We start from the raw sequence: 20,266 nt of genomic DNA on the forward strand, positions 1-20,266 counted from the left end.
TTGCGCTTGTCCCGCTAAGCGGCGTCTTGTGTGGCCGACTGCATCACCGGAAGGTTCAGAAACCGCGCCGCGTTGTCGCTGATGAGTTTCCTGATCGCAGGCCGCGGCATCTGCAGATCGAGCAGGATCTGGGTAATGCTGCGGAAGCCGTCGACCGGACGCTGCGACCCCTGCAGGCCGAGATCGGACGACAAAATCGTGTTGTCGACGCCAGCCACTTCGATCAGGTGCGCGAGATCATCCGCGCTGTACTTTAAGGATTTGCCTTCGATGAACATGCAGATCGAATGCTCCATCTTGACGCCGCGCGCGACGAGCTGGCGGATATCGGTGTCATTGCAGCCGACGATGTAGGTCGGATGGTTGACCATCATCTTCTTGACGCCGCGTCGCGCCGCCTCATCGAACAGGATATGCAATTCGCTGGCCGGCAGGTGGCCGCCGGCCAGGATAATGTCCGCCTCGGCAATGAGATCGATGACCTTCCTGGTGTCGTCCGTGAGCTTGCCATTGGCATCGAGCGCGGAGAGCGGAATCGGCTCGAGCATTTTCTGCGAGGTCTTCGGAAACGTCGAGTTTCCAGCCGCCATCGCCTTGATATGGTTCGCGGCCGACAGCGTCGGCATCCAGACGATCTTGCCGCCGAGCTTGATCGTATGGTCGACCGCATGCGGATTGATACCACCCGAGGCATTGTTCAGCACGATGCCGGAGAACAGCTTCACATTGGTTTCGGGAAAAAGCTTCTCCAGCAGGGTCGCATGCGCCATGCCGGCATAAAAATGGTCCTTGTAGAGCACGGCGCGGAACTTCGCTTCCGCCGCATCGAGCAGTTCCTCGTGATGATCGAGGATGCGCGGCATGGCTGCCGGGCCGCTATGGCAGTGCAGGTCGATCGCGCCGACCAGAAGCTCGGTGACTTCCGCCGCCCGCGACAGCGGCGGCAGTGGTACGGTGTTCGGGTAGGATACTTGCTTGTCGGCCATGGTCGAAGGCCCTTTCAGATGGAGATGTGTCAGGCCGCGGATTGGCCGGCTACGGTTTGCGCGGGCATCGGATAATCGTCCTCATTCAATACCCAGCCTGGCTTGGCCGAGAAATCCCGGCGCGGCGGGCAGAAGATGTCGACGAGAACGTTGAGCTTGGGATCGACGGCTTGCGATGTGTGAATGGCCGGCGGTGGAATCACGGCAATGGAGGGGGATCCGCAGCGTTCGTGATCGTCGTCGCGCCACTGGGCCATATCGGTCGTCCACGGCCAGCGCAGGTGGTGAACAAAGGTGCCGGCCAGTGCCAGCGAGCATTGCTCGAAATCGTCATGGTGATGCGGCGACATCTTGCTCGGATCGCGCGGGCCGTTTCGCGGCTCGAGGAAATTCACCATGAAGGTCGAGCAGCGGAAGATGCGCCCGAACCGGCCCGGCGTCACCGCAACGTCGAGACTGTAGGTGTGGATCTTCGCGCCCGCAGCCGCCACCGGCCACGGCTCGAACGGCGGTAGATTGGGATGCGGCGTCGCGTAGGACGCGGCGTTCGAGCAGAGTTTTGCGAAGTCTTCCGATCGCGTCGTCACCATGCGTACCACCGTGGCGCCACCCAGCAAGGTGACGGAGCTTGCACCCGCCGGCACGAAACTGATGGAGTGACCGTTGACGACCTTGCGCTCGTTGCCCCAGACGATCTCGGCCCCAGCGCCAGGATCTGGAAGCAGCACGACATATTCGTCGGGCTGGTTGGTCCGGCTCAGCACCGCGCCCTTGTCGGCCTCGCTATAGGCGATGATGAAGTTCTGGCCGCGGGCGTACCAGGTCCGCGCGCCGTTCTGATCTTCGGCCGGCGGCGTTTCGTAGAATTTGGCGTACTCGGCGCCTGCAAAGTGGGTGGCGGCGGGCTTTGTGCCGGCGGGGCGTGGCGGCGAGCGCAGCGCGCGGATCAGTGCTGTGATACATGTGAGCCATCCGTGGTTCGAACGAGCGTTTTGAAATCGGTGAGCGTTTGCGCCGCGGCCCGGCGCATCAGCCCCTGATCCGACGAGATGATGAAGGCGCTGGCCCCGAGCTCGGCGAAATCCTTGGCTTCCGCCGAGCTCGCGACCATCACGCAGACCGGTTTGGCGACTTTCTTCGCCGCGGCAATGATCCTCATCACCGCATCCTTGACGGACGCATCGGCCGAGGATTTGGCGCCAAGGGCGACGGTGAGGTCACCGCGGCCGATGAAGAAGCCGTGGATTCCATCGACAGCGGCGATGGCGTCGATGTGATCCAGCGCTTCCGGGTCCTCGATCATCGCAATTGCGCAAACCGATTCATCTTGTTCATCGACGAGAGTCCACATCGGCGTGCCGCCATAGGCGCCGGCGCGGGACGAACCGGAATAGCCGCGCCGTCCACTGCGGTATCGCGCGGCGGCCGCAATTGCGCGTGCCTTCTCGACCGTCGCGACATGCGGCACCAGCACACCGGCTGCGCCGCAATCCAGGCAGGACAGGATCTTGGCCGGATCATCCGATGATACCCGCACGATTCCGGCGAGGTTGCTGGCCCGCGCGGCCAGCAACATGACATCGGTCATCGCGCGATCGATCGGCGCGTGCTCCTCGTCGATGACGACGAAATCGTAGCCGAGCGCGCCGAATATCTCGGTCGCATGCGTGGTCGGCGTCTTGATGAACGTGCCGACGACTACCTGTCGCGCTACGAGCCGGCGACGGAATGACGAGAAATGCGGCCTGACGACGTCTCCGGACACGGTTGCTCCTCCCCGGCCATCTGCACGGGCTGCCTTGAGAGGCAGGCCCGGCGTGGCGCTTGGCGAAAACCATTGCAGGGACGACGCCGGTCGGCCATAGCTATTCCGCCGCGTTCCACCAGGTGGAATTTCAAGATGCCGCTCAAATCCGACACCGTCGAAGCCGCCTCGCGCACGCTGCTGCTGCTGGAGGAGCTCAACCGCCACCGCGTCACCTCGATCGATCGCCTGCACAGGGCGACGGGACTGCCGAAATCGACTGTGGTGCGGTTGATGAAGTCGCTATGCGCGCTGGGCTATGCCGCCAACGACCGGCGGCAGGGCGGCTACGCGGTCGCCTCGCGGGTCAAATCGCTGAGCAACGGCTTTCACGGCGATCCGCTGGTGGTGGAGGCTGCGCGCCCATGGGCGCTCGCCTTCACGCGGCAATATCACTGGCCCATCGCCATCGCCGTCCTCGACCGGAGTTCAGTCGTGGTCCGCTTCAGCACCATTCCCGACAGCCCGGTCTCGCCCTTTCACGGTACCCTCAACATGCAACTCAGCCTGCTCGGACGAGCGCTGGGGCGCGCCTATCTGGCGTTCTGTCCGGTGAGCGAGCGATCGATGCTGCTCGACATGCTGGCCCGATCGCAGGAGGCCGAAGACAAACTCGCCACCGAACGAAAGCGGGCATTGGCTTTGCTGGCCACGATCCGCAAGCAAGGTTTTGCCGAACGCGACCCGATGGTCGAACCGCGCTCCTCGAACACGATCGCGCTTCCCGTCATCGTCAACCGCCGCGTGCTCGCCACCGTCGGCATGACCTATTTCACGTCGGCGCTCGACCGCGCAGACGTCGTCGGGCGCTACGTGCCGCTCGTGAAAGCCCTGGCGGACAATATTGCCGCAAGTGTCTCGTCGTTGCAGGAGTAGAGCCTAGGGAGATTGGCCGTCAGAGTGCTGCGGCGAGCACAATGATGGGCATCCTGTGTACTCGCGATGAAGGAGTGACATCCCTGACGCTTGACAGGGGAAACGCTACCTATTTAGTAGCGAGAATGCCTATGAGCCAAACACCAAGACCTGGGAGACCTGTCCGAGGCTCGCGGACAGGCGTCCCTGTCATGGCGCTCCTGGACCTGTTGGGGCGACGCTGGACATTGGGCGTTCTGTGGAATCTCAGCAATGGCGGACCCTGCACATTCCGCGAACTGCAAGAACGCTGCGAATCGATCTCGCCTACGGTTCTCAATTCGCGCCTGAAAGAACTGCGTGAAGCAGGCTTGGTCGAGCATTCGCACGAGGGTTATCGCGCTACACCGACCGGACATGAACTTTATGCCCTTCTCGTTCCTCTCGGTGTTTGGGCGAAGAAGTGGGCGGCGAAGTTACCGGCGTAAGTCATTCCCGGGATAGTGACAACGGAGCGCACCAAGCATGCGGCCCCGTCGGATCAAGCGGTTCGGTACTGCTCGATCGGGCTCAGATCCGGCTCGATTCCCGATCCCGGCTCTTCGCCCAGGGTCACGGTTCCGTTCGTCACGTTGATGAGCGGTCCGCAAAGTCGGTCGCGCAGCACATTGTCGTTTGAATCGACTTCCAGCAGGCCGTCACCACCAATCCCGGCAAGCAGATGCGCCGATGCGAGCAGACCAATTCCGCCGCCGAGATAGTGCGGGCAGAAGGTCTTGCCTGACGCCAGGATGTCGCGCGCGATACCTGCGCACATGGTCAGGCCACCCCATTTGGCGATGTCGGGCTGCACGACGCGCAATACGTTGTCACCGAGCGCTTGCTCAAACCCCGCGCGGCTCGCGATGTTCTCTCCGGCCGCCAGCGGGATGCCGACGTTTTCACGCAACTCTTGCCATTCCCGCCACGGCCGATCGGCACGGATCGGCTCTTCCAGCCAAGCAAGGTCGAACTCGCGGAGATGCGGCGCAATCTCCAGCGCACGGGCCAGCGACCAGCCCTGATTGGCATCCGCTGCGAGCACGCCGTCGCCCACCAGATCGCGTAGCGACGCCAGATTGGCGCGATCTGTCGCCAGTTCGAAGCCGATCTTCAGTTTCAGTGCGCGATGCCCACGCTTGATGGCCGATTCCGCCATTTGCCGCGAGCTGGTCGGATTAATTCCGCTGGCGTAGACCCTTATCGTCTTGCCGTTGCCACCAAGCAACCGCCACAGTGGCTGCTTCCGCCGCCGCGCGAACAGATCCCAAATTGCAAGATCAATTCCGGCTATCGCCTGCGCGAACGGACCGGGCTCCCCGGATTGCAGCGCCAGCACGGCGGTGCCCTGTGTCAGGGCCTCGAAGATTTCCTGGGGGGCGCTGACTGTGCGCCCGCATGTCGCGGGCGCCAGGACTTCGTTGACGAGTCGCGTTCGATGTTCGGCTCCGACCGATGGAAAGTTTGACCAAATCTCGCCCCAGCCGGCATTGCCGTCAGTGTCTTCCACTCGAACGAATACTGCCGGCCTGTCAAGCATCTTGCCGAAGGAGGTAACAACCGGCGTCGACAATGGGTAACGATAGCAGAAGGCCTGCACGCTACGGACGGTGAATGGTTGCGACGTCATGTCAGGAATCCAAGTCAGTACGCTCGCGCGAAATCACCTTCCTGCCTGATTTCGCCGAAGCCGGGAAAGCGCGCTGTCCAGGCCTTTGCTTTGGCCTTGGTCAGGGTGTTGAGCCGTTCGAGCACGCCGACACCGTCCTTGCGAAGGCTGGCGGCGACGGCGGCGCGATCGGGGAAATGGCTGCGCACGGCATCCAGCCAAATCGTGCGGCCAGCCAGAAAGCCGCCGGCGCCGGCGGCGTAGGCGAAGTCCAGCACGCGCTCGAATTTTTCCGGTGCCGCACCACCTGACAGCAGCACCCAGGGGATGTTGCGTTGGCGACAGATGTCGCCGATTGCCTCGAACTCCTTCTGTGCAGCTTTGGACGCAGCGCTTCCATCGCGCGGCGGCAGGCTGTTGGCCGCAAGCGGACTTTCGAGCTTCAAGAGATCGACGCCATATTCGGGCTTGGCAAACTCCTGCACGCTGTCGATGACGAGCTTCGGCAGCTTGCCCGGCGATTCCACATAGTCGGCGGTGTGGTTGGCGCTCCCGAGGAAGGGGTATACCAGCAGCTCGAGCACATAAGGGATGTCGTGATGGGCGCAGTCCTCGCCGACCGACCGCACGAAGCGCTTCTGATGTTCGTTGACGGCAGGATCGGCATCTGGCCGGTACCACGCGAGCACCTTCACCGCATCGCCGCCGATCGCGCGGATCTTCTCCACGCTCCAATCGGTGATGGCCCGCGACTTGCGGCCACCCGGAGTTTCCTCGACGCGATGCTCCTCGAGCGTCATGATGAGGCCGCAGCGGGCCGGCAATAGGTCGATGGCTGCAGGTACCGCAAAATTCGGATCAAACAGCATCGAGCTGCAGTGAGGCGCCAGCGCCTCCACCAGAAGCCGCTTGGCCGCAGTTACATCGGCATACTCGACCTGGTCCCTGGTGATGCCTTTCGCCTGGGCTATGGCATCAAACAGCGGCGGCCGCTGGTCGAGCGCGACCATGCGAAAGTGCCCGTCCGCATCAGCCAGACGCGCAAGCCCGCGGTTCTTTCCAATTGTTCTCATTGGTTCGTCCTCATGAATTCAAGGCAATTTTCGATCGAGGGAATTCCGGCGCGTCCGCCCGAATGCTCACATTTCAACGCCGCCGCGGCAGCAGCGAACTGCATCGCATCGCGCACGGCGAGACCCATACCGATCGCAAAGGCATAGGCGCCGTGAAAGACATCGCCGGCACCTGTCGTGTCCACGACACTGACGCGGAATGCGGCCTGCTTTTGCAAGGCCCCATTTTCATACCAACTCACCCCTTCATGTCCGCGGGTGACCGCGACGATGCGGCAATTGAAGCGCGCAAGATCGGCCAACGACGCGTCGTCGGCCGACCCCATGAAGGCTGCCAGTGCGGGTTCGGAGAATATGGCGTGATCGGTGAGCGAAAGCAGGCGCTCGAATATGGCGGCTTCGGCGACATCGCCGTCGAGGATAGTCGGAATGCCCAGTGCACGCGCCTTGCCGAACAGCGCAACAGCTCCATCCGGCCAACGCGGATCGGCAAGCACGGCTGAAGCGCCTGCAACGGCATCGAGCGGTAGCCAATCAGCTTGCTCGGGATACGACCCTCGAAAATTCACGATCTGCCGTTCACCGGACTTGTCGACGATCACGCCAGAGACCGACGAGCGGCCTTCGGGAAACAGTTTGAAATTCGCAACATCAATGCCTTCGGCTGATAGCGCTGACCGCATCTCATGCCCGGCGGCATCATCGCCGCCACGGCCCCAGAAAGCAGCGGACCCGCCGAGGCGTGCGATGGCGACCGCAGCGTTTGCGGCCATGCCACCGCCCAGTGTGGAATAATCGAGACTCCTGATCTTTTCGCTTTCGCCTGAAAACCTGTGGTCGACGCGCCAGATCTGATCAAGCGCCGAGAGGCCAAGGCAGATCACATGCGCGCGCTTTGCTTTGGAGGCCATGTCTTTGTAGGCCATGTCGGCCAACCTCGTCCGCGTCGCGGGATTGGCGTGCTCGTTCACCGCAGCACCTGGCCATTGGTGCCGTCGAACAGATGCGCCCTGCCGGGCTGCGGACGCAGGTTAAGACGATCGCCGACCTTCGGCCGCAGCGAGGGATCGACCCGCGCGATCGCCGATGCGCCGGCCAGATCGAAATGAATCAGCGTGTCCGAGCCAAGCGGCTCGACCAGCCTCACCGTCACCGCCACGGCCCCGGCAGCATCTGCCGTCACCGAAAAATGCTCGGGACGGATTCCGAATACGCCATGGCCGGTCTTGCGCAACAGATCGTGACTTTCCGCGTCGAGCGGCGCGTCAGTGCCACCCTGCGAAAAGACGATCTGCTCTCCGCGTAGTTCGACCGGAAAGAAATTCATGGCCGGCGAACCAATGAAGCCCGCGACGAACTGGTTGGACGGTCGCTCATAGACCGCTTCCGGCGTGTCGTATTGCTGAACCGTGCCGCTCTGCATCACCACGATGCGGTCAGCCATCGTCATGGCTTCGATCTGGTCGTGCGTGACGAAGACCATCGTGGTCTTGAGCTGTTGCGACAGCGCCTTGATTTCGGCGCGCACCTGCCCGCGCAATTTGGCGTCGAGGTTGGATAGTGGCTCGTCGAACAGAAAGGCCTTTGGATTGCGCACGATCGCGCGCCCCATCGCCACACGTTGCCGCTGGCCGCCAGACAATTCCTTCGGCTTGCGGTCGAGATAGGGCTCGATGTGCAGCAAGGCCGCAGCGCGCTTGACCCGCGCATCGATCTCGGCCTTCGGCGTACCGCGCAGCTCGAGCGCAAAGGACATGTTCTCGTAGACCCGCATGTGCGGATAGAGCGCGTAATCCTGGAACACCATGGCGATATCGCGCTGGGCGGCGGGAACGCCGTTGACGCGATTGTCGCCGATATAAAGCTCGCCCGAGCTGATCGGTTCAAGACCGGCGATGATCCGCAGCAAGGTCGACTTGCCGCATCCGGAAGGGCCGACGAAAACGACAAACTCGTGGTCCGCAATCTCGAGATTGAGATCGGGAATGACGGTAAAGCTGCCGTAACGCTTGACGAGATTGCGGATCGAGATCGAGGCCATGACCGCTAGCCCAGCGCCAGTACGGGCTTGATCAATTCGCCCTGGGCGAATCGCGCAAAATTCTCCGGCAGTGCCGAGAGCCCGAATTCGCCGTCGACCAGGACGCGATATTCCTCCTTGTATTGGCGCAGCAAGGCCACGTTAGGCTCGAAATCACTGATCGGGAAGTAGAACGTGCGGACCATGTAGAAATCCTTGCGCCGGAACACCTTGCCTTCCTCGATCGTCCAGGGCGAGGCGTTCTCACCGACCAGCACCAATGCTCCGCGCGGCAAGACGAGTTCGATGCCGAGGTTACGGGCCGCGTGCGCGCCCGAACATTCCATGATCAGCGCGAAGCGCCTCGACGTATCACCGACCGGGTGCGCCTTTGCGCCGAAGGACTGCGCGATCTTGAGGCGCGCCGAATTGGGATCGGCGACATGAATGTCGCGATAGCCGAGACTGCGGAGCGCCAGCACCACGCCGAGCCCAACGGGCCCGGCGCCCATCACCAGAACCGGCCCCGCCTCTTGCGACGGCACAATACGGCTGACGAAACGCACGGCATGACCGGACGTGCCGATCACGTCGAGCAGAAGAGGCGCGAGGCTGTCTTCGATGTCGTCAGGTACCGGCAGCAGGCAATTTTCCGGGACCGGCACGTATTCGGCATAACCGCCCGGCCTGTTCCAGCCGATCAGGCTCGATATCTCCAGGCACATCTGCGTATCGCCGCGTTGGCAGGCCGCACAGCGGTCGCAATGCAGCGGGATGTAGACGGCGCAACGTTTGCCGTGCATGGGATGGCCGGGCTGCTCGACCACACCGAAGATCTCATGGCCCGCGGTAAACTCGGCGCCCTTGTGCCAGAGCTTGAAATCGGAGCCGCACAGCGCGGTTCGCGAGACTCGCACCAGCACCTCGCCGATCGCAACCTCCGGCATTGCGATGCGCTCGATAGTGATGCGGTCGCCGCCGTGGAACACGGCAGCCTGCATGATCGAATTCGGTTGCGGAACGACGTTCATCCAATCCCTAGCCTTTCACTGCGCCAAGCGTCAGTCCGGATACCAGCCAGCGCTGAACCAGCGCGGCCAGAATCAGCGGCGGTAGCGCGATCAGCGTCGCGGCGGCCATCAACGCGCCCCATTGCGTCGATCCCTCGCCGATGAAATTGAATGCGGCTGCAATCAGCGTCTTGCTGTCGCCGTTCGAGAGCACCAGCGCAAACAGGAAGTAGTTCCAGGAAAACACGAAGGCCAGGATGGATGCCACCGCGACGCCGGAGGCGACCAGCGGCAGCGCGATCCGCCAGAGGATGCGCGTGACGCTGCAACCATCGACCTGTGCTGCCTCAAAGACGCTGCGCGGGATGCCGTCGAACGACGGTAGCAGCACCCATATGACGATCGGAAGCGTGATGACGGCATGGCTCAGGATAAGCGCGGTGTAGGAGCCGATCATGCCGACCTGGCGGAACATCACGTACCACGGCAGCAGGAACAGCGTTCCGGGCGCCATACGCGCCGCCAGCGTCAGTATCGCCGGCCATGAAATGCGCGTCCACGATACGGCAAACGCCGCGGGAATTCCGAACAACAGGCCGAGGGCGGTTGAGCCGATGGTGACGATCAGGCTGTTGATCGCGTAGCTCAGGAAGGGCGTCGTTTTCGTAAGCTGCGCATAGTTCTCGAGCGTCGGCGCGAATATCAGGGTCGGCGGATAGGCGGTCACCTCGAATGACGGCTTCAGCGAGGACAGCACCATCCAGAGCGTCGGCGTCAGCACGATGATGCCGGCGACCACGAGCTGAAGCAGGTTGAGGCGGCGGATCCAGGCATCGGTGATCGGTGCGTCGGTCATGGCTTCACTTCACCAGGCCACTGCGCCACGCAGGCGGTTGAATGCCAGCACCGCGCCGAACACGATCGCGGTCAACGTCAACATCAGCGCGCTCGCATAGCCAATATTGAAGAACTCGAAGCCGACCCGGAAGCCGTAGATGTTGAGCGTGTTCGACGCGTTGCCGGGGCCCCCTTGGGTCGTGATGTAGATGATGTCGAAGAAGCGCAGCAGATCGACGCTGCGCAGGATCGTTGCTGTGACGATCGTCGGCAACAGCAGCGGCAACGTGATGCGCTGGAACGTCTTGAACGCCGAGGCGCCATCGATTTGCGCCGCCTCGTAAACGCTCGGCGGCAGCGACTGCAGACCGCCGAGCACGATTAGCGCGACATAGGGCGTCCATTGCCAGGTGTCGATCAGCGCAACCGTCGGGATCACCCAGACCGGCGATGCCAGCCACTCCGACGGCGGCAACCCCAAGGATTGCAGGATGTAGTTGGCGGCGCCGAGCGACGGATCGAGGATGACCAGCCACATCATGCCGGCGACCACCGGCGGCATCATGAATGGCGAGATGAAGAGCGAGCGTACGATGCCCGGAAGGCGTTTGGCGTGAAAGAGAACCAGCGCCAGCCACACACCGAACACGAGTTGCAGCACCAGCGAGAGGACATAGAGCGCAATCGTCACCCATAGTCCGTGCCAGAATTCGGTATCGGCGAGGAGCCTTGAATAGTTCGCCAGCCCAACGAAGGACTGCTTGCCGGTGGAGGAAAAGCTGTGCAGCCCGAGCCAGACCGTATAGACGACCGGGAACGCAATCATCGCGACGGTGAAGATCACCGCCGGCGCCGAAAGTGCGGCCAGCTCTAACCTCTGCCGATCTTCAGAAAATGTGGCAGCAGCCTCGGACATGCCTGCATGCTTTCCCGGATTAAATCTGGAACGGAAGGCGTCGACCGCAGCAATGCCGTCGACGCCTCATGCGCTACTTCTGTGCGATCAGGGCATCGAGCGCCTTGTCGGCGTCGGCACAGGCCTGATCGACGGTCTTTTGCTTGAGGATCAGATCCTGCACGGCCTGACCGATGAATTCGCGCGACTCCGGATTGGCAACAATGGGATAGCCAACCTCAGACGAGCCTTTCGCAGCGAGGACATCGAGGGCGGCCTGCCACTGCTTGCGCACCGGCTCTTCCTCAATCCACTTACGATACGCGGGATCGTTGGCAACTGCAGAGCGCGGCGGCGCAATCCCCTGCAGCGCCATGCGCTTTTGAATCTCCGGGCTCGTTGCCCATTGTACGAAATACCAGGCAGCCTCGGGCTGCTTGCTGTGGGCGGAGACGGCCATGCCCCAGCCGATCGCTGTCGGGACCTGGCCCGCATCGCCGGCCGGGAACGGAACAAGCGCAGTGTCCTTCAGCCGCTCGCCGCCATCCATCACGGTGCGCAGCTCGTTCGAGGATTCGAATGACATCGCCGCGCGGCCGCTGCGATAGAGCGCCGAGATCTGCTGGAAGCTGTAATTGACGACGCCGGGCGGTCCGTAATCCCTGAGCAGGCCGCTGTAGGTCTCGAGGGCTTCCCTGCCCTTGGCCGAGCAGAGGTTGGATTTGCCGTTGGCGATGTAGTTGCCGCCGATGTTGTGCAGCATGTTGCTGAAGGTATAGGCGATCGCAGGCTTCAGGCCGCGCGAGACGAATGGCGTGATATTGGTGTCGCACGCCTTCAGCTTCTTCGCCGCCGGCTCGATGTCCTTGATAGTCGCGGGCGGTTCGACGCCGCACTTCTTCAGAATGTCAGTCCGATAATAGAGGATCGGCCCTTCGATATTCATCGGCATGCTGGTGAGCTTGCCGTCGAAGGTCCCGGCCTTCAATAGAGCCTGGCTGAGGCCTGCATAGTCGTAGTCGCCGGCAACCGCGCCTTTAGTCATGGGCGTCAGATCGGCGTACCAGCCGGCAGCAGCGAATTGTGGGCCTTCGCGCGACGGCAAGGACATGAACACGTCGACCTCGTCGCTGCGCGCGTTCATCACGGTCACCAGGCGCTGGCGCATCTGCTGCTCCTGGTAGGCGTCGACCTTCAGCGTGATGCCAGTGAGCTTCTCGAAGTCGGCCTTGTGCGCCAGCAGCGCCTGCGCCACCGGATTGTTGTTGGCGAGGAAGGTAACGGTCTTGCCCTGGAATTTCTTCCAGTCGAAATCAGCGGCGCAGGCCACCGAGGCAGCATTACCGGCCGCAACAAGAGCAAGCGCAAGGCGCGCCGCAAAGGCTTTGGCTTTCATCGATCTCCTCCCTGATGGGGCTGACGCCCTCGTTTCCGGCTCAACCGGATTTCTTGAAAACGGTTACATACTAGGCCGATGAAGCTGGCTGTCAAGTTTGCGCAAAATACAATTTATAAGGCAAATATCGATAGACTTCCTACCCGCCATCCGCCATCCTTGCATTGTAACGTTACATTCGACTCGACCGATGTAGTGATGGAAAGATCCGCAAAGCAGGGAATTCGCGCGGTGGCGGCCGAGGCCGGCGTGTCGACCGCCTCGGTATCCCGCGCCCTCAACAACCCGGACTCGGTAAGCGCGCCGCTGCGGGCGCGGATCGCGCGCGCCGTCGAGACGGTCGGCTATATTCCGCACGCACCGGCACGCGAGTTGTCGTCGCGCCGGTCGCGCACGCTCGGCGCGATCGTCCCGACTATCGACAACACCATGTTCGCGCGCGGCATCGCCTCCCTGCAGAAATATCTCTCTTCCGTCGGCTACATGCTGTTCCTGACTACGAGCGGCTACGACCTCGACGCTGAACTGGAGCAGGCGCGCAACCTCGTCAGCCGCGGCGTCGACGGCCTCGTGCTGCGCGGCGACTGCCATCACGACGGCTTGCGCAAGATGCTTGCCGACTATTCCGTGCCCTTCATCAATGTCGGCATCTATCGTCCCGACCGGCCCTATCCCTGTGTCGGCACGGACAATGAAGCCGCCGCACACCGTGCGGCCTTGCATGTGATCGAACTCGGCCATCGGCGAATCGGAATCGTCTCCGCACTGCAGCGCAACAACGATCGGGCGAGCGCCCGCGTCGCCGGCTTTCGCCGCGCGATGGCTGAACACGGCATCAAGATGCCCCCGCAATGGCATGTCGAGGTGCCCTATACGCTGGACGATGCGCGCGAAGCCGCCCGCTACCTGCTTGGCCTCAAGGACCGGCCGACGGCGGTGGTCTGCGGCAATGACGTTATCGCCTATGGCGTGCTGCTGGAGGCCGAACGCAGCGGATTTTCGGTGCCCGACGATCTGTCGGTGGTCGGCTTCGACGATCTCGACTGGAGCCGGCATTTGCGCCCCAGCCTCACGACCATCCATGTACCGACCGGGGATACCTGGCAGCGCGCCGGCGAGTATCTCGTGCGTCACCTCGCGGGCGAGCAGACCATCATGCATCACGAAGTCGACTATTCGCTGATCGTCCGGGAGTCCACCGCATCGCCGACGCGATCATCCAAATAGCAAGGAACAATCCGATGAACGCACCCTTCGCGCTGGCTCCGGGATTCCACGCCGTGGTGATTGGCGGCGCGGGCGACATCGGCGCTGCCATTGCCAATCTGTTCTGCGATCTCGGCGCGACGGTAACCGCCACCGGCGTCGACGAGGCCGATATCGCGCGCACCGTGCTACGGCCGCGGCCGGGATTGCAGTTGGCTCCCCTCGATATCACCAATGATGAAGCCGTCGCATCGTTTGCAGGCCGACAGGCACGCGTCGATGCGCTGGTCAACTGCGCCGGTATACTGGCGCGCGACAAGGAATTTGAGATCGAGACCTTTACAAAGGTGCTCGATGTCAACCTCGTCGGCACGTTCCGCACCTGCATGGCCTTTCGGGCCGCGCTTGCCGGCACCAAAGGCTCGATCGTGAACATCGCATCGATGAACGCAACGCTCGCGCTGCCGCGCATCCCCGCCTACTGCGCCAGCAAGGGCGGCGTCGTCATGCTGACCAAGGCGCTGGCACTGGCCTGGGCGGAAGAAGGCATCCGCGTCAACGCGGTCGCGCCGGGCTACATCGAGACGGCGATCAACGCAGCAGGGCGATCCGATCGCGCGCACTACCAGCGCATTGCCGATCGTACGGCGTTCAAAAGGTGGGGACAGCCGGAGGACATCGCCGGCGCGGTTGCATTTCTTTGCATGCCGGCGTCGCAATATGCGACCGGCACGGTTGTCGCCGTTGATGGCGGATTTCTCGCGGGCTGAGGGCGATAGAAGAAAACCCTAGCCCGGGGCTGCGGCGGAAAACGGGCTTCCACGCCGCGACCACAAAAGGCATTCCTCTACCCTTGCTTCCGCGCAGCTATTGGCGACATTAGCCTTAGCGAAACGGAAGCTACCATGAGCCAGCCCGCATTCGATCCCTTTGGAGAGCCGGTCCCGGCGGTCGATCCTTCGACTGCGCCGGTCGGCGCGTCCAAATGGCTGAAGTCAGCCGGCATAGGCCTGTTCTGGGGGCTTGTCGGCGTCATCGTGCTGGCGCGCGCGGTCTATTTCGAACCGGGCGATCTCAGCTTCGAGCGCGCCGTCGCGTGGGCGCAGGGCTTGCTCGCCTCGCTTTAATATCTTGCCGGCATGCGCAGTACGGGTTGGGTTGCCCCGACGTCCCGATCCAATGATCCGTTCGAACGGGACCGCCGCAGGACTACCTTGAACCGCCCAAGTTGATCTGAGCCTCGTTGGTCGCCACCGGGACGATGGCCACGCCGACGCCTGCAAATGCAGGTTGAGGGATATAACCTCTCTGTATGGGCACAATCCGAAAATGTACTAGCGAGCCCGCGCTGTCCGGCGCATAAATTATTCTCCAAGGAGGATAAGTGCCGCCCCCCCAAAGCAGTTCTGACGACGCAAAGCCACGACCCGGCATGCTCGGCCGCGGCATGGCCCTCGTTCCAGGGATCGCGCTCTGCGGCATCATCACCGCCGTTTCACTGGGCGCGCAACGCCTCGAAGAGCACGTCTTCATTCATCCTTACGTCGAGGCACTGGTCATCGCGATCCTGCTCGGAATGGCGATTCGCTCCGTCTGGCAACCATCCCAACGCTGGCGTTCCGGCATAGCCTTCAGCGCCAAGCAACTGCTCGAGGTCGCCGTCATGCTGCTCGGCGCCTCCGTCAGCTTTGGCGCGATCGCGGCCTCCGGCTATCTCCTGATCGGCGCAATCGTCGCCACTGTCGCGGTGATGCTCGCGGTAAGCTTCGGCCTCAGCCGCATGCTCGGGCTTCCTACGAAAATGTCGATCCTGATCGCCTGCGGCAATTCGATATGCGGCAACTCGGCAATCGCTGCCGTCGCGCCGGTGATCGGAGCCAATAGCGACGATGTCGCCTCGTCGATCTCCTTCACCGCCATCCTCGGCGTGTTGATGGTGCTGGGCCTGCCGCTCCTGATCCCCTTGCTGGGCCTGTCGGCGACACAATACGGCATTCTGGCGGGCCTCACCGTCTATGCCGTTCCGCAGGTATTGGCGGCGACCGTGCCCGCGGGCATCGTCAGCACGCAAATTGGCACGCTGGTCAAGCTTGTCCGCGTGCTGATGCTGGGGCCGATCGTGGTCGCCCTCTCGCTGGTCGCGGCGCGCCGCCGCAAGCTCCACGCCGATCAAACGAAGGTCGCCGCCATCAGCCCATTCAAGCTGGTGCCCTGGTTTATCATCGGCTTTCTGGTGCTCGCAGCCCTGCGCTCGCTCCAGCTCGTGCCGGATCTTGTGGTCGCACCGGTGACGAAGACGGCGGCTATCCTGACCGTCCTGTCGATGGCTGCGCTTGGCCTTGGCGTCGACGTGCGCGTGCTCTCGACCGTGGGCGGAAGGGTCACCGCCGCCGTCACGCTGTCGCTGCTCCTCTTGCTGGGCCTGAGCATCGGGCTCGTCCATTTATTCCCGTGACCATGTGGCGCGCAGCTCCGTAGATGGTACCATGATTATGGCCGAGGGGGACGGCGGGCTACGGAGCAACGATGAGGCAGACGATACGGTTCTGCACGTCCCGCGACGGAGTGCGCATCGCCTTTGCCACAGCCGGCCATGGACCACCCATTGTTCGCGTGAATAACTGGTTCACGCACCTCGAGATCGACTGAGAGTCCGGTCTGGCGGCACTGGCTGGAGGCATTCGTGCAACAGCGCACGCTTATCCGCCACGATCCCAGAGGGTCGGGCCTTTCCGACAGGAACGTGACGGATTTCTCGCTGGATGCCTGGGTGGCAGACCTCGAAGCGGTGGTCGATGCTGCCGGCCTGCGCCGGTTCCCGCTCTTTGGATTGTGCCAGGGCGGCTCGGTTGCGATTGCCTACGCGGCACGCCACCCGGACCGGGTCAGCAGGCTCGTCCTCTACAGCGCCTATCCGCACGGTGCCTATGTCGACGGTGCAGCCGAGCAAACTGCCAGGCAGGCCCAGACACTCGCGCAGATGATCGAGATCGGTTGGGGCCGGGATGCCGGCGCGTTCCGCGAGGTCTTTGCCAATCTCCTGATGCCGGACGGCGGCAAGGAGCAGCTCAAATGGATCGGCGAGCTGCAGCGGCGCAGTGCGTCACCTGAAACCGCTTGCCGGCTCTGGAATGCCTTCCACGCCTTCGACATACGTACTGAGGCGGGCAAAGTGCGCGTGCCGACACTCGTCTTTCACGTTCGCGGCGATGCGATGGTGCCGTTCGAGGCGGGTCGACAGGTGGCGGCGATGATCCCGAATGCCCGGTTCGTACCGCTTGAGAGCAAGAACCACATTCTGCTTCCGCATGAGAAAGCCTGGTCTGTGTTCCGCAAAGAGTTCGACGACTTCCTCAAGGCTGACGAGTCTGTCCGGGCAGTGTCGACCAGCGAGTTGTCCGGTCTCACGGCGCGTGAAAGGGAGATACTGGACAGAGTCGCCCGCGGGCTTAGCAACGGTGAGATTGCGACGCTGCTGCGCATTTCCGAGAAGACCGTGCGAAATCACTTGACGACGATTTTTGCCAAGCTCGGCCTTGCCAGCCGTGCTCAAGCGATCGTCACCGCGCGCGAGGCCGGCCTCGGCCGCAACTGACCGGGACAAACGTCCCGAGTCGGCGCCTTTCACCGAAAAATAATCCGCATCGATGGGACTGGCGCCTCATGCGCCCTCACCTGCCTTGCAGGCATGCTTCGCATCATCGCCAACATACATGGGAGCGGCCCGATGAGCGCAAGCACGATCGATATGGTAACGCCGCGTCAGGAACCCCTGCGCCGACACTACCGCGAGAGGCCGGAGCAGGCGCAGATCGCAGATCACGCGCGGGCTGCAAACATAGAGCGAGATCCTTTCCATGGTGCGGTCGCCGCAGGCGATGGTGAGGTTTCGCTGGGGTTCGGTATCCACCGAGCCATTGGCGGCGACCATGATCTAGTGAATCCGGGTGACATGCTGTGTGCAGCGCTGGCCGCCTGCCTGGACTCTACGCTTCGGATGATCGCAGCGCGCATGGGAATCGCGCTTAAGACCCTGGCGGTCGAGGTGAGGGCCTTCGCCGACGTGCGCGGCTGCCTGGTGGTGGACCGTCAGGTCCCAGTCGGTTTCCAGCGGATCGATGTCGACGTGCTCATCGAGGCCGAAGAGCACACCGATCCTGCGCAGATCAGTCAACTTACATCAGTCGCCGAGCGGTGCTGCGTCGTTCTTCAGACGTTGCGTAGCGACATCGCGGTGGACACGAGATTCCGCGGACCGGCAGCCGTTGCATCCGCTGAATGAGCCGCGCCGAGAGATCGCGGCGATCCAACCTTGAACCGGAACAGGAGCAACAGACCATGCCACTCGTCGATATTCACGTCATTCGCGACGTTTTCACACCGGCCCAGAAGCAACAGCTAATCGAGAAGGTGACCGAAGCGATGGTCGCCGTGGAGGGCGAGAACATGCGCGGCGTCACCTGGGTGAAGATCAACGAGGTTGCGAGCGGCGACTGGGCGATCGGCGGAGAAAGGCTGACGTCCGAAAAGGTGAAAGCAATCGCTGCCGGACGCGCGGCATAGCCGACGGGCCACAGTGCCCTTACAGGGAAAGCCGGTGATCCGGGGGCGGAACCCTCCGGGGCTCGATCACGCCATCGTGCTTGCCGATCCACTCGACTTCCGCGAGGATGTCGAAGCTTGGTCGGCAAGCGAATCCGATACCGGGTTGTGAAAGGCCTCCCGGATCAAGGCATCAGCTTCCCCGACCATAGTTTGCTTTTGCGCGAGGTGACACGATGACCTCACCTGTTTCGCAAACCTTGATCGACGCTGCGAGGGCCTACGAGACACTGTTCGTTCCGGCACTCTTTCAGCAATGGGCGCCGATGGTGGCAGATGCTGCCAGGATTGAGCGCGGCGATCGCGTTCTGGACATTGCCTGCGGCACCGGGGTTCTGGCGCGCGAGGCAGCAAGGCGAACCGAAAGCTCAAATCGTGTCGTCGGACTCGATCCAAACGCAGGAATGCTGGCCGTGGCGCGAGAGCTCGCGCCCGGCATCGACTGGCGCGATGGAGCGGCCGAGGCACTGCCGTTTCCGGATCGCACTTTCGATGTCGTTGTGTGTCAATTCGGCCTGATGTTCTTTTCGGATCGCGATAAAGCAGTCCGGGAGATGCTGCGCGTGATGGTGCCTGGCGGCAGGTGTGCGGTCGCAGTCTGGGATGTCATCGAGCACGCCTCCGCATTCGCTGCCCTCGTCGACCTGCTGGATCGCGTTGCCGGAAAGCCCGCCGGTGACGCGCTTCGCGCACCGTTTGTGCTGGGTGACAGGCAGGGGCTCGCCGTGTTGTTCAAGGGCGCCGGAGCCAGCTTTGTAGATCTTACGACCTGTAGCGGCACAGCACGGTTCCCCAACATACGCGAATTCGTCGAGTCCGAACTCAGGGGGTGGCTGCCCGTCATGGGAGTTGTGCTGCCGGAGCCGCAGATCAATCGCATCCTGGCAGAGGCGGAAACAATCTTCGCGCGCTATCTCACGGCCGATGGGCTTGCTTTCGGCATATCGGCGCATCTCGCAACCTGCAGACGACCTTCGGCGGCGTAGGATCACGGCTTGCTTCGATCCCGAAGAAGCAGATCACGTCAGACCAACTCAAGCCGGGTGCAAAACTTCACTCATCCAATTTCTTGCTCACCTCAGGATCGAGCTTGCTCCGATCGATAGACTGATAGAACGTGATGGGTCTGCATTTTCCCTCGAAATCCGCGAGGACAATTGCCGTCCACGGGCTCGTGTTCTCCCCCGAACCGTCGCGGAGGTCCGGCATGACCTTGCGAGCGGCGATCACATACCACGCGCGACCGGCCGCGGCGGCCTTCGCAGCCGCCGCGAACTCATCCAATATTCCGCGCAGATTTTTGCGCATTTCCTCTTCACTGTCCCCGCGCAGGTATTTTCGAGACGACCTGCCCGCCTCTCCATACTCATGATGAATGTTCAACTGCAGTCGGGCATCATCCACTTCGATCTTGGTGACCCGTATCACGGCTCCGCCTTCGCGAAGATAGTCTCGCACCCGAACGTCGCAGGCCAAAAATCTGTCCGTGGGTGGCTGTGCGACGCTAGCTGCAGGGGGGACCGTGGTCTTCTTTTTTCGAGGAGCAGCATCCGCAGGCATCGTGGCGATGGTGGCGATGGTGGCGCTGAGGAGCGCCGCGGCAAGCACGACCGGAGAAAAGGCATTAAAAAAGGCATTCATGAGTACGCTGCCAATGCTGAGTTTCTAAAACGCATTGGCCGCAGCGTTGGTTCCGCGGCCGGGAGCGGTGCCGCAGAAGCTGCGGGGCGCGCCATCGCATGGCTACGCTCAGCCGTAGATGATCTTTCCGTTGGCGATGCAATCGGCAGCAAAGGCTTGAGCCGACCGGATGTTGTCGAGGTAGCTCGAAGGACTAATCCCGACATGCGCATCGCCGTGCACCGGCGGTACCAGAGGTCCCACTATCTTTCCTGAATGACCGGCATCTCACCGCGGCCAAAGCGAGCTGGCGG

General features: G+C 62.5%; 23 protein-coding genes. 10 read left to right on the forward strand and 13 right to left on the reverse strand.

Annotated features, from left to right (window positions below; translation table 11 throughout):
- Positions 1-14: 14 nt before the first annotated feature.
- The 3 genes from V1277_RS09175 to V1277_RS09185 form a co-directional block, all read right to left on the reverse strand.
- Complete coding sequence (locus V1277_RS09175) at positions 15-986, reverse strand: DUF6282 family protein (RefSeq protein ID WP_334415906.1); 972 nt, start codon at positions 984-986, stop codon at positions 15-17.
- Between the two features lie 29 nt (positions 987-1,015).
- Positions 1,016-1,750, reverse strand: coding sequence for a hypothetical protein (locus V1277_RS09180; protein WP_334415907.1), 735 nt, complete (start codon positions 1,748-1,750; stop codon positions 1,016-1,018).
- A gap of 182 nt (positions 1,751-1,932) precedes the next feature.
- A complete protein-coding gene (locus tag V1277_RS09185) occupies positions 1,933-2,751 on the reverse strand; it encodes an HpcH/HpaI aldolase family protein (RefSeq protein ID WP_334415908.1) in 819 nt (272 codons plus the stop codon).
- Between the two features lie 135 nt (positions 2,752-2,886).
- On the opposite strand from V1277_RS09185, the gene V1277_RS09190 reads away from it, so the two are divergent.
- Both V1277_RS09190 and V1277_RS09195 read left to right on the forward strand, forming a co-directional pair.
- A complete protein-coding gene (locus V1277_RS09190; RefSeq protein WP_334415909.1) occupies positions 2,887-3,666 on the forward strand; it encodes a DNA-binding transcriptional regulator in 780 nt (259 codons plus the stop codon).
- Positions 3,667-3,857: 191 nt separating this feature from the next.
- Positions 3,858-4,133 (forward strand): winged helix-turn-helix transcriptional regulator, encoded by a 276-nt coding sequence (locus V1277_RS09195; protein WP_334380253.1) that lies wholly within the window; start codon positions 3,858-3,860, stop codon positions 4,131-4,133.
- A gap of 53 nt (positions 4,134-4,186) precedes the next feature.
- Here the strand turns inward: V1277_RS09195 and V1277_RS09200 are convergent, their stop codons facing one another.
- The 8 genes from V1277_RS09200 to V1277_RS09235 all read right to left on the reverse strand — a co-directional run bounded on the left by V1277_RS09200 (position 4,187) and on the right by V1277_RS09235 (position 12,524).
- Positions 4,187-5,314 (reverse strand): mandelate racemase/muconate lactonizing enzyme family protein, encoded by a 1,128-nt coding sequence (locus tag V1277_RS09200; protein WP_334415910.1) that lies wholly within the window; start codon positions 5,312-5,314, stop codon positions 4,187-4,189.
- A 14-nt stretch (positions 5,315-5,328) separates the two neighbouring features.
- Positions 5,329-6,366: a tagatose 1,6-diphosphate aldolase gene (locus V1277_RS09205; RefSeq protein ID WP_334415911.1), complete on the reverse strand. Its 1,038-nt coding sequence runs from the start codon at positions 6,364-6,366 to the stop codon at positions 5,329-5,331.
- Positions 6,363-7,292: a sugar kinase gene (locus tag V1277_RS09210; protein ID WP_334415913.1), complete on the reverse strand. Its 930-nt coding sequence runs from the start codon at positions 7,290-7,292 to the stop codon at positions 6,363-6,365. The genes V1277_RS09205 and V1277_RS09210 overlap by 4 nt, the downstream gene beginning before the upstream one ends.
- Before the next feature lie 41 nt (positions 7,293-7,333).
- A complete protein-coding gene (locus V1277_RS09215; protein WP_334415914.1) occupies positions 7,334-8,407 on the reverse strand; it encodes an ABC transporter ATP-binding protein in 1,074 nt (357 codons plus the stop codon).
- A 5-nt stretch (positions 8,408-8,412) separates the two neighbouring features.
- Positions 8,413-9,417, reverse strand: a complete 1,005-nt coding sequence (locus V1277_RS09220) for an alcohol dehydrogenase catalytic domain-containing protein (RefSeq protein ID WP_334415915.1) — start codon at positions 9,415-9,417, stop codon at positions 8,413-8,415.
- A 7-nt stretch (positions 9,418-9,424) separates the two neighbouring features.
- A complete protein-coding gene (locus tag V1277_RS09225) occupies positions 9,425-10,252 on the reverse strand; it encodes a carbohydrate ABC transporter permease (protein ID WP_028351095.1) in 828 nt (275 codons plus the stop codon).
- A gap of 9 nt (positions 10,253-10,261) precedes the next feature.
- Positions 10,262-11,149: a carbohydrate ABC transporter permease gene (locus tag V1277_RS09230; protein WP_334415916.1), complete on the reverse strand. Its 888-nt coding sequence runs from the start codon at positions 11,147-11,149 to the stop codon at positions 10,262-10,264.
- Positions 11,150-11,222: 73 nt separating this feature from the next.
- Complete coding sequence (locus V1277_RS09235) at positions 11,223-12,524, reverse strand: ABC transporter substrate-binding protein (protein ID WP_334415917.1); 1,302 nt, start codon at positions 12,522-12,524, stop codon at positions 11,223-11,225.
- A 198-nt stretch (positions 12,525-12,722) separates the two neighbouring features.
- On the opposite strand from V1277_RS09235, the gene V1277_RS09240 reads away from it, so the two are divergent.
- The 8 genes from V1277_RS09240 to V1277_RS09275 all read left to right on the forward strand — a co-directional run bounded on the left by V1277_RS09240 (position 12,723) and on the right by V1277_RS09275 (position 19,318).
- On the forward strand, positions 12,723-13,751 hold the full coding sequence (locus V1277_RS09240; protein ID WP_035728164.1) for a LacI family DNA-binding transcriptional regulator: 1,029 nt from the start codon (positions 12,723-12,725) through the stop codon (positions 13,749-13,751).
- Positions 13,752-13,765: 14 nt separating this feature from the next.
- The gene (locus V1277_RS09245; RefSeq protein WP_334364884.1) at positions 13,766-14,500 is read left to right on the forward strand and encodes an SDR family NAD(P)-dependent oxidoreductase; all 735 of its coding nucleotides are present in this window, start codon (positions 13,766-13,768) and stop codon (positions 14,498-14,500) included.
- 135 nt (positions 14,501-14,635) lie between these two features.
- Positions 14,636-14,857, forward strand: coding sequence for a hypothetical protein (locus V1277_RS09250; RefSeq protein ID WP_213251868.1), 222 nt, complete (start codon positions 14,636-14,638; stop codon positions 14,855-14,857).
- Between the two features lie 305 nt (positions 14,858-15,162).
- On the forward strand, positions 15,163-16,185 hold the full coding sequence (locus V1277_RS09255) for a YeiH family protein (RefSeq protein ID WP_442894570.1): 1,023 nt from the start codon (positions 15,163-15,165) through the stop codon (positions 16,183-16,185).
- Between the two features lie 228 nt (positions 16,186-16,413).
- Positions 16,414-17,325 carry an alpha/beta fold hydrolase gene (locus tag V1277_RS09260; protein WP_334415919.1) on the forward strand — a complete coding sequence of 304 codons (912 nt, stop codon included), beginning with the start codon at positions 16,414-16,416 and terminating at the stop codon, positions 17,323-17,325.
- 132 nt (positions 17,326-17,457) lie between these two features.
- Positions 17,458-18,012, forward strand: coding sequence for an OsmC family protein (locus tag V1277_RS09265; protein ID WP_334415920.1), 555 nt, complete (start codon positions 17,458-17,460; stop codon positions 18,010-18,012).
- A gap of 56 nt (positions 18,013-18,068) precedes the next feature.
- Entirely contained in the window at positions 18,069-18,293 is a 225-nt protein-coding gene (locus V1277_RS09270) for a tautomerase family protein (RefSeq protein WP_065732441.1), read from the forward strand.
- A gap of 215 nt (positions 18,294-18,508) precedes the next feature.
- Positions 18,509-19,318 carry a methyltransferase domain-containing protein gene (locus V1277_RS09275; protein WP_334415921.1) on the forward strand — a complete coding sequence of 270 codons (810 nt, stop codon included), beginning with the start codon at positions 18,509-18,511 and terminating at the stop codon, positions 19,316-19,318.
- 67 nt (positions 19,319-19,385) lie between these two features.
- On the opposite strand, the gene V1277_RS09280 is transcribed toward V1277_RS09275, so the two are convergent.
- Both V1277_RS09280 and V1277_RS09285 read right to left on the reverse strand, forming a co-directional pair.
- Positions 19,386-19,973 (reverse strand): hypothetical protein, encoded by a 588-nt coding sequence (locus V1277_RS09280; RefSeq protein WP_334415922.1) that lies wholly within the window; start codon positions 19,971-19,973, stop codon positions 19,386-19,388.
- 108 nt (positions 19,974-20,081) lie between these two features.
- Positions 20,082-20,216, reverse strand: coding sequence for a hypothetical protein (locus V1277_RS09285; RefSeq protein WP_334415923.1), 135 nt, complete (start codon positions 20,214-20,216; stop codon positions 20,082-20,084).
- Positions 20,217-20,266: the final 50 nt, after the last annotated feature.

The sequence above is a fragment of the Bradyrhizobium sp. AZCC 1588 genome (genome assembly GCF_036924735.1).
Classification (GTDB): domain Bacteria; phylum Pseudomonadota; class Alphaproteobacteria; order Rhizobiales; family Xanthobacteraceae; genus Bradyrhizobium.

Bases quoted from the DNA above. Each gene is read 5' to 3' on its own strand.
- V1277_RS09280 (WP_334415922.1), bottom strand. From the start codon at position 19,973: ATGAATGCCTTTTTTAATGCCTTTTCTCCGGTCGTGCTTGCCGCGGCG.
- V1277_RS09210 (WP_334415913.1), bottom strand. From the start codon at position 7,292: ATGGCCTACAAAGACATGGCCTCCAAAGCAAAGCGCGCGCATGTGATC.
- V1277_RS09230 (WP_334415916.1), bottom strand. From the start codon at position 11,149: ATGTCCGAGGCTGCTGCCACATTTTCTGAAGATCGGCAGAGGTTAGAG.
- V1277_RS09275 (WP_334415921.1), top strand. From the start codon at position 18,509: ATGACCTCACCTGTTTCGCAAACCTTGATCGACGCTGCGAGGGCCTAC.
- V1277_RS09250 (WP_213251868.1), top strand. From the start codon at position 14,636: ATGAGCCAGCCCGCATTCGATCCCTTTGGAGAGCCGGTCCCGGCGGTC.
- V1277_RS09205 (WP_334415911.1), bottom strand. From the start codon at position 6,366: ATGAGAACAATTGGAAAGAACCGCGGGCTTGCGCGTCTGGCTGATGCG.
- V1277_RS09220 (WP_334415915.1), bottom strand. From the start codon at position 9,417: ATGAACGTCGTTCCGCAACCGAATTCGATCATGCAGGCTGCCGTGTTC.
- V1277_RS09195 (WP_334380253.1), top strand. From the start codon at position 3,858: ATGGCGCTCCTGGACCTGTTGGGGCGACGCTGGACATTGGGCGTTCTG.
- V1277_RS09255 (WP_442894570.1), top strand. From the start codon at position 15,163: ATGCTCGGCCGCGGCATGGCCCTCGTTCCAGGGATCGCGCTCTGCGGC.
- V1277_RS09265 (WP_334415920.1), top strand. From the start codon at position 17,458: ATGAGCGCAAGCACGATCGATATGGTAACGCCGCGTCAGGAACCCCTG.
- V1277_RS09200 (WP_334415910.1), bottom strand. From the start codon at position 5,314: ATGACGTCGCAACCATTCACCGTCCGTAGCGTGCAGGCCTTCTGCTAT.
- V1277_RS09225 (WP_028351095.1), bottom strand. From the start codon at position 10,252: ATGACCGACGCACCGATCACCGATGCCTGGATCCGCCGCCTCAACCTG.
- V1277_RS09245 (WP_334364884.1), top strand. From the start codon at position 13,766: ATGAACGCACCCTTCGCGCTGGCTCCGGGATTCCACGCCGTGGTGATT.
- V1277_RS09190 (WP_334415909.1), top strand. From the start codon at position 2,887: ATGCCGCTCAAATCCGACACCGTCGAAGCCGCCTCGCGCACGCTGCTG.
- V1277_RS09240 (WP_035728164.1), top strand. From the start codon at position 12,723: ATGGAAAGATCCGCAAAGCAGGGAATTCGCGCGGTGGCGGCCGAGGCC.
- V1277_RS09270 (WP_065732441.1), top strand. From the start codon at position 18,069: ATGCCACTCGTCGATATTCACGTCATTCGCGACGTTTTCACACCGGCC.
- V1277_RS09235 (WP_334415917.1), bottom strand. From the start codon at position 12,524: ATGAAAGCCAAAGCCTTTGCGGCGCGCCTTGCGCTTGCTCTTGTTGCG.
- V1277_RS09215 (WP_334415914.1), bottom strand. From the start codon at position 8,407: ATGGCCTCGATCTCGATCCGCAATCTCGTCAAGCGTTACGGCAGCTTT.
- V1277_RS09175 (WP_334415906.1), bottom strand. From the start codon at position 986: ATGGCCGACAAGCAAGTATCCTACCCGAACACCGTACCACTGCCGCCG.